The organism is Zavarzinia sp. (assembly GCF_049306435.1).
Taxonomy (GTDB): Bacteria; Pseudomonadota; Alphaproteobacteria; order Zavarziniales; family Zavarziniaceae; genus Zavarzinia.
In genome coordinates this window covers 1-6,333 of record NZ_JBAQRT010000298.1, presented here as the reverse complement: position 1 = coordinate 6,333, position 6,333 = coordinate 1, and the positions used below count along the sequence as shown (strand labels likewise).

At 68.5% G+C, this 6,333-nt stretch carries 7 protein-coding genes; all 7 read left to right on the top strand.

Annotated elements, in window-relative coordinates; all coding sequences use genetic code 11:
- On the top strand, positions 1-1,347 hold a 1,347-nt coding region (locus WAZ62_RS16810; protein WP_422644688.1), incomplete at its 5' end, for an aldehyde dehydrogenase family protein.
- A gap of 5 nt (positions 1,348-1,352) precedes the next feature.
- The gene (locus WAZ62_RS16805) at positions 1,353-2,138 is read left to right on the top strand and encodes an ABC transporter ATP-binding protein (protein ID WP_422644687.1); all 786 of its coding nucleotides are present in this window, start codon (positions 1,353-1,355) and stop codon (positions 2,136-2,138) included.
- On the top strand, positions 2,131-2,919 hold the full coding sequence (locus tag WAZ62_RS16800; protein WP_422644686.1) for an ABC transporter permease: 789 nt from the start codon (positions 2,131-2,133) through the stop codon (positions 2,917-2,919). Before WAZ62_RS16805 ends, WAZ62_RS16800 begins: the two co-directional genes overlap by 8 nt.
- Positions 2,920-2,948: 29 nt before the next feature.
- Entirely contained in the window at positions 2,949-3,956 is a 1,008-nt protein-coding gene (locus WAZ62_RS16795) for an ABC transporter substrate-binding protein (protein ID WP_422644685.1), read from the top strand.
- A gap of 11 nt (positions 3,957-3,967) precedes the next feature.
- The gene (locus WAZ62_RS16790; RefSeq protein ID WP_422644684.1) at positions 3,968-4,906 is read left to right on the top strand and encodes an ABC transporter substrate-binding protein; all 939 of its coding nucleotides are present in this window, start codon (positions 3,968-3,970) and stop codon (positions 4,904-4,906) included.
- Entirely contained in the window at positions 4,903-6,051 is a 1,149-nt protein-coding gene (locus WAZ62_RS16785) for an NAD(P)/FAD-dependent oxidoreductase (protein ID WP_422644683.1), read from the top strand. Before WAZ62_RS16790 ends, WAZ62_RS16785 begins: the two co-directional genes overlap by 4 nt.
- Complete coding sequence (locus tag WAZ62_RS16780) at positions 6,048-6,293, top strand: (2Fe-2S)-binding protein (protein WP_422644682.1); 246 nt, start codon at positions 6,048-6,050, stop codon at positions 6,291-6,293. The genes WAZ62_RS16785 and WAZ62_RS16780 overlap by 4 nt, the downstream gene beginning before the upstream one ends.
- The last annotated feature ends 40 nt before the right edge of the window (positions 6,294-6,333 follow it).

Sequence of the window (6,333 nt, the reverse complement as noted above, 5' to 3'; positions counted from 1 at the left end):
GCGCAGGCCGCGCAGGATGCCTTCGATGGCGGCTGGGCGCGGATGGACGCCCTCGACCGTGCCCGGCCGCTGCGGGCGCTGGCCGATCTCTTGCGGGCGCGCATGGGCGAGCTTGCCGAACTGGAATCCGCCGTCACCGGCCGGCCGATCCGCGAGATGCGCGCGCAGATGGGCCGCATTCCCGAATGGATCGAATATTTCGCGGCGATCGCCATCGGGCTGGAAGCGGAATCCAATCATGTGAAGGGCGGCTTCGTCACCATGACGGCTTACGAGCCTCATGGCGTCTGCGCCCTGCTCACGCCGTGGAACCATCCGGTGCTGATCCTCGTCAAGAAACTGGCGGCGGCGCTGGCCGCCGGCAATTGCGTGCTGGTGAAGCCGTCGGAACTGGCGCCGGTCTCCCCCCTCGTCCTCGCCGACTGGGCGATCGAGGCGGGATTGCCACCCGGCACGATCAATGTCGTCACCGGCGCGGGCGCGACCGGCGCCCTGACCTGCGATGCCGCGCCGGTGCGCCGCATCGACCTGACCGGCGGCACCAGGACCGGCCGTATCGTCGCCGCCCGCGCGGGCGAACGGCTGATCCCCTGCACGCTGGAGCTGGGCGGCAAGACCCCCGTCCTCGTCTTCGCCGACGCCGCCCTCGACGAGGCGGTGGCGGGCGCGGCCTTCGCCGCCTTCGTCGCCGCCGGCCAGACCTGCGTCTCGGCCAGCCGTTTCCTCGTCCAGCGTCCGATCTATGACGAATTCTGCAGCCGGCTGGCCGCGAAGGCCGACGCCATCCGCCTCGGCGATCCGGCCGATCCCGCGACCGACATGGGGCCGGTGATTTCCGCCGGGGCCCGCGCCCGCTGCCTCGATTTCATCGAGAAGGCGAAAGCCGCCGGCAGCCGGCTCATCGCCGGGGGCGCGCCGCCGGACCTGCCGGCGCCCTTCGATGGCGGCCATTATCTTCGCCCCACGATCTTCGCCGATGTCGCGCCGGACAGTCACCTGTTCCAGGAGGAAGCCTTCGGCCCCGTCATCTCGATCACGCCCTTCGAGACCGAGGAGGAGGGCCTGCGCCTCGCCAACGACAGCGCCTTCGCGCTGGGTGCCGCGGTCTGGACGCGGGATGTGGCGCGGGCGCATCGCCTGACCCGGTCGATCCGGGCCGGGGTGCTGTGGGTCAACGATCATCACAAGAATGATCCGCGCTCCATCTGGGGCGGTTTCGATGCCAGCGGCTGGGGCAAGGAGAACGGCTGGGATGCCCTGCGCTCCTATTTGCGCAAGCGCAGCATCGTGATCCGCACCGCTTCGCAATATGACGACTGGTTCGCCGGCAAGGGACGCTACGGATGACCGCCATGGCCTCCATCCCCATCCTGTCCTTCAAGGATATCGACGTCGTCTATGGCGGCGAGCATGGAACCCATGAGGTCACTGCCCTGAAGGCGATCGATCTCGACATCCGGGAAGGCGAATTCGTCTCGCTGATCGGGCCGTCCGGCTGCGGCAAGAGCACCTTGCTGCGCGTCGCCGCCGATCTGATCAAGCCAAGCGCGGGCACCGCCCGCATCGACGGGCTGAGCCCGTCCGACGCCCGCCTGAACCGCGAGATCGGCTTCGTCTTCCAGGATGCCGCCCTTCTCGAATGGCGGCGGATCCTGGCTAATGTCGCCCTGCCGCTGGAACTCCAGGGTATCCCGAAGGACAAGCGCCTCGCGAGGGCGCGCGAGTTGCTGCGACTGGTCGGCATCGCCGAATTCGAGAATGCCTGGCCCCGCCAATTGTCGGGCGGGATGCGCCAGCGCGCCTCGATCGCCCGCGCCATGTCGACGAGGCCCCGGGTCATGATGATGGACGAGCCCTTCGGCGCCCTCGACCAGATCACCCGCGACCGCCTGAACCTCGAATTGTCGGCCCTCGCCGAGCGGGAGAAAATGACCGTCGTCTTCGTCACCCATTCGATCCACGAGGCCATCTTCCTGTCCGACCGGGTGGTGGTCATGTCACCCCGCCCCGGTCGCATCACCGAGGTGATCGACGTCGACCTGCCGCGCCCCCGTACCCTCGCGGTGCGCGAGACCCCGCGCTTCGCCGAGCTGTGCCGCCTCGGCGAGCGCCTGCTGGGGGAGGGGTTCCATGACTGATCTCCGCGCCCGCCTGACCGGCTATGCCGTCGCCGCCTTTCCCGTCGCGGTGACCACCATCATCCTGGTGATCGTCTGGGAAGTGCTGGTCACGGTGACCGGAACGCCGGCCTATATCATCCCGGCGCCCAGCCGGATCTGGGACGCGCTGTTCTCGGGCAATGCCAATCTGGCCTGGCACACCGCGCTGACCGGCTTCGAGTCGATCGCCGGCTTCATCATCGGCTCGGTGCTGGGCGCCCTTCTCGGCATCGTCTTCGCCTATTCGCGCTTCATCGCGCGCAGCCTGATGCCCTATGTCATCGCCTCCAACACCATTCCCGTGGTCGCGGTCGCGCCCATCATCATGCTGTGGTTCGGCTCGGGGCTCGGCTCCAAGATCGCCGTCACCGCCTTCCTGTCGTTCTTCCCGCTCGCCCTCAACATGATGAAGGGCCTGCAGTCCTACGACCGGACGGTGATGGAAGTGTTCCATGTCGCCGCCGCGACGCCGACGCAGCGCTTCTTCAAGATGCGCCTGCCGAGCGCGCTGCCCTATATCTTCGTCGGGCTGAAGCTGAATGTGACCTTCAGCGTCATCGGCGCCATCGTTTCCGAATTCGTGCAGGCGGACCGGGGCCTCGGCTTCGTGATCATGACCGCCTACCGGACCCTGAACATGCCTCGACTGTGGGCGGCCATGCTGGCTTCCGCCCTGCTGGGCATCCTCCTCTTCGTGCTCGTCGCTGCCGCCGAACGTCTGCTTATTCCCTGGCACAGCTCGATGCGCGAGGCGAAATGACCGTATCTGCAACAGGAGGCTTGGGGTTCATGAAGACTTTGAAGACGATCATGGCAGCCGCCGCGTCGCTGGCGCTGCTTTCGGGCGCCGCCCGGGCCGAGGATTCGATGCGGCTGGAATGGGTGATGCAAGGCCAGTTCGCCGGCCCCATCCTCGCCCTCGACAAGGGTTACTACAAGGACGCCGGCATCGACCTGAAGCTGGAGCCGGCCGGCCCCGACCTGAAGCCGGCGGTCACCGTCGCCCAAGGCACCGACACCTTCGGCATCGGCCACCCCAACCAGGTGATCACCGCCCGCGCCAACGAGGTGCCCCTCGTCACCGTGCTGCAGCTCGGCCAGAAGAGCGCGACCACCTACATCGCCCGCAAGGACACCGGCATCAAGCGGGTCGAGGACATGCCCGGTCATTCGGTCGGCCTGTGGTTCGGCGGCGACGAGCATGAATTCATGGCCATGCTGGCCTCGGCCAAGGTCGATCCCGCCAAGGTGAAGATCATCCCGCAGGGCTTCGACATCGTCGCCTGGCTGAACAAGGACTACGAGGTGATGCAGGTCACCCGCTACAACGAGCTGCAACTCGTTTACGACGCGGGTTACAAGCCGGAAGACCTCGTCTTCCTCGAGCCCGGCGATTACGGCGTCGCCATGATCAACACCGGCGTCTTCGTGCGCGAGGATACGATCAAGGCCCATCCCGAGAAGGTCCAGGCCATGGTCAACGCCACCCTGCGCGGCTGGCAGGAAGCGCTGGCCGATCCGGTCGCCGCGGCCAAGATCGTCCTCAAGTATAACGCCGAGCTGACCGAGGCCGGCCAGGTCGCGCAGATCAAGGCCATGGGCGACATCATGTGCGCCGGCCCGACCCTGAAGGGCGAATTCGGCAAGACCGATCCCGCCACCTGGCCGGTGATCGAGAAGGTGCTGCTCGACACCAAGCAGATCGAAAAGCCCGTCAAGCTGGAAGACGGCTACACCAACGCCTTCTGGGACAAGGCCCCGGCGGCCTACAAGACCATCGCCTGCCCGGCGAAGTAAGGGACGAGAGCATGAGCCGCGACGTCACCCTGCGCCTGCTCTGGCGCTTCCAGGCCCAGTTCGCCGGCTATCTGGTCGCCGAACACGAGGGGCTGGCGAAGCGGCGGGGGATCGACCTCCGCTGCCAGCCGATCGACTTCGCGGAAGGCGGCATGAAGGCCTTGCTGCGCGGGGCCTGCGATCTCGCGATCGCCAGCCCCGCCCATCTGGTCGAGAGCGAGGCGCCCACGCGCCTCGCCTTCGCCATGGCGGTGCAGCAGGCCAGCCCCCTCGTCTATCCGGTGCGGAAATCCTCGGGCATCCGCCTGCCCAAGGATCTGGAAGGCCGGACCGCCGCCATCTGGCCGAGCGGCGAGGACCTCGAGCTGCGCTGGATGCTGCTGAAGGCCGGCGCCGATCCCGAGAAGGTGAAACGCCTGCCCACGGGCGACACGGTCGGCGCCTTCGTCTCGGGCGCCGCCGACTGCGCCCAGATGACCATCTACCACGAACTGCACGAGATGGAGGCCCATGGCCTGCCCCTCGACGAGGTAACCCTGTTCCGCCCCGCCGACTGGGGCGCCGAATTGCTGAAGGATGGCGTGATCATCCGGCGCGACTGGATGGGCAGCGAGGATGCCCTGCTGCAGGACCTGATCGAGATCTTCCTGGAAGGCTGGCAGATCGCCTTCACCGACCCCGAACGCGCGGTCGCCATCTGCTCCAGGGTCCGCCCCGACATGAGCGCGGACGAGCATCGCCGGCAGTTGCAGCACATGAAGGAACTGGCGACCCGAGGCCCGGCCCTCGCCGAAGGTTTCGCCGTGCCCCACCGAGACCATATGCGCCGCGCCCTTGACGCCGTGATGGATGTCGAAGGCCATGGCGAGGGGCTGAACCCGGACGAACTCGCGGTCCGCCGCTACTGGCAGGCGGCCCCCGCCGAGCTGAAGGCGATGCCTTGGGCGTGAGCGGGCATGTCGTCGTCGCCGGCGCCGGCATCACCGGGGCGGCCACGGCGCTCGCCCTGACGGAAGCCGGTTTCGCCGTCACCCTGCTGGACCGGGCGGCGGCGGGCTCCGCCGTCTCGGGTGCCAGCCTCGCCTGCCTCGGCACCCATATGAGTTCCGAGATCGAGCTGCCGCAATTGATCTGGGCGACCCGGCGCTGGGCCGAATGGGACAGGCGTTTCGCCGGTGCCTTTCATTACCGGCGCTGTGGCCAGATCCGCTTCATCGAACATGAAGCCGATATCCCGGTGGCCGAGCATTGGATCGCGCTCGAGCGCGCCGCCGGCCTGACCCCCGAACTTCTGACCCGGGAGCGCCTGCGCCGGGTCGAGCCGGCGCTGACCGGCCCCCTCGTCGCGGCCAGCTGGTCGCCGACCGATGCGCTGGTCAATCCCTTTCTCGCTGTCCGTTGCCTGATTTCGGCCGCCGTCGCGGCGGGCGCGCGGTTTCGCAGCCATTGCCCGGTCGAAGCGATCGATGTCGCAGGCGGGCGCGTGACCGGCGTGGTGACCCCCGGGGGCCGGATCGCGGCCGACGCGGTGGTCGTCACCGGCGGCCCATGGACGGCGGAACTGGTCGCCCCCCTCGGCGTTGCCCTGCCCATTCTGCCCCGGAAGGCGCAATGTCTCGCCACCATCCGCCAGCCCGTCACCATCCGGGGCGTCGTCGGCGGCTGCAAGTCGGATCACGGCGGGGTCGATGCCGGTTACACCCAGATCCAGCAATCGGAAGCCGGGCAGATCCTGTTCAACACGGTCCTTGCCGGCGGCCTGTCCGAGGCCGGCGCGCAAGGCCATGTGCCCGAGGTCGACCGCCGCTTCGTCCTCGATTCCATCGACACGCTCACCCGCCTGTTCCCGGCCCTGCGCGCGGTCGAATTGCTGCGCTCCTGGGTGCGCTACGAAGCGGTGACGCCGGACGACCGCTTCATCGTCGGCCCCGTCGGCCCCGCCGGGCTTCTTGTCGCCGCCGGGGACAATGGCACCGGCTTCTGCCGCGCGCCGGTGATCGGCGAGGTGATCGCCGCCGCCCTCTCGGGCCGGCCCTGCGCCATCGATTCCGCCCCCTATGATCCCGGCCGCTTCCCGGCCGCTGGTGCGACATGAGCGATATCACCATCGACGGCGAAACCGTCGCGGCCACGGCCGGCGACAATCTCGGCGCCCTGCTGCACCGGCTGGGCGATGCCCGCCTCCGCGCGACCCTGAGCGGGGCGCCGCGCGGGCTGTTCTGCGGCATGGGCACCTGTTTCGACTGCGTGGTGCTGGTCGACGGCAAGCCCGCCCGTGCCTGCCTGACCGCGATCCGCCCCGGCATGGTGGTGGAGAGGCAAGGGGGCCGGCCATGAGCGCGACCCGCATCGATTGCGACATCTGCATCGTCGGCGG

Bases quoted from the DNA above. Each gene is read 5' to 3' on its own strand.
- WAZ62_RS16805 (WP_422644687.1), top strand. From the start codon at position 1,353: ATGGCCTCCATCCCCATCCTGTCCTTCAAGGATATCGACGTCGTCTAT.
- WAZ62_RS16800 (WP_422644686.1), top strand. From the start codon at position 2,131: ATGACTGATCTCCGCGCCCGCCTGACCGGCTATGCCGTCGCCGCCTTT.
- WAZ62_RS16795 (WP_422644685.1), top strand. From the start codon at position 2,949: ATGAAGACTTTGAAGACGATCATGGCAGCCGCCGCGTCGCTGGCGCTG.
- WAZ62_RS16790 (WP_422644684.1), top strand. From the start codon at position 3,968: ATGAGCCGCGACGTCACCCTGCGCCTGCTCTGGCGCTTCCAGGCCCAG.
- WAZ62_RS16780 (WP_422644682.1), top strand. From the start codon at position 6,048: ATGAGCGATATCACCATCGACGGCGAAACCGTCGCGGCCACGGCCGGC.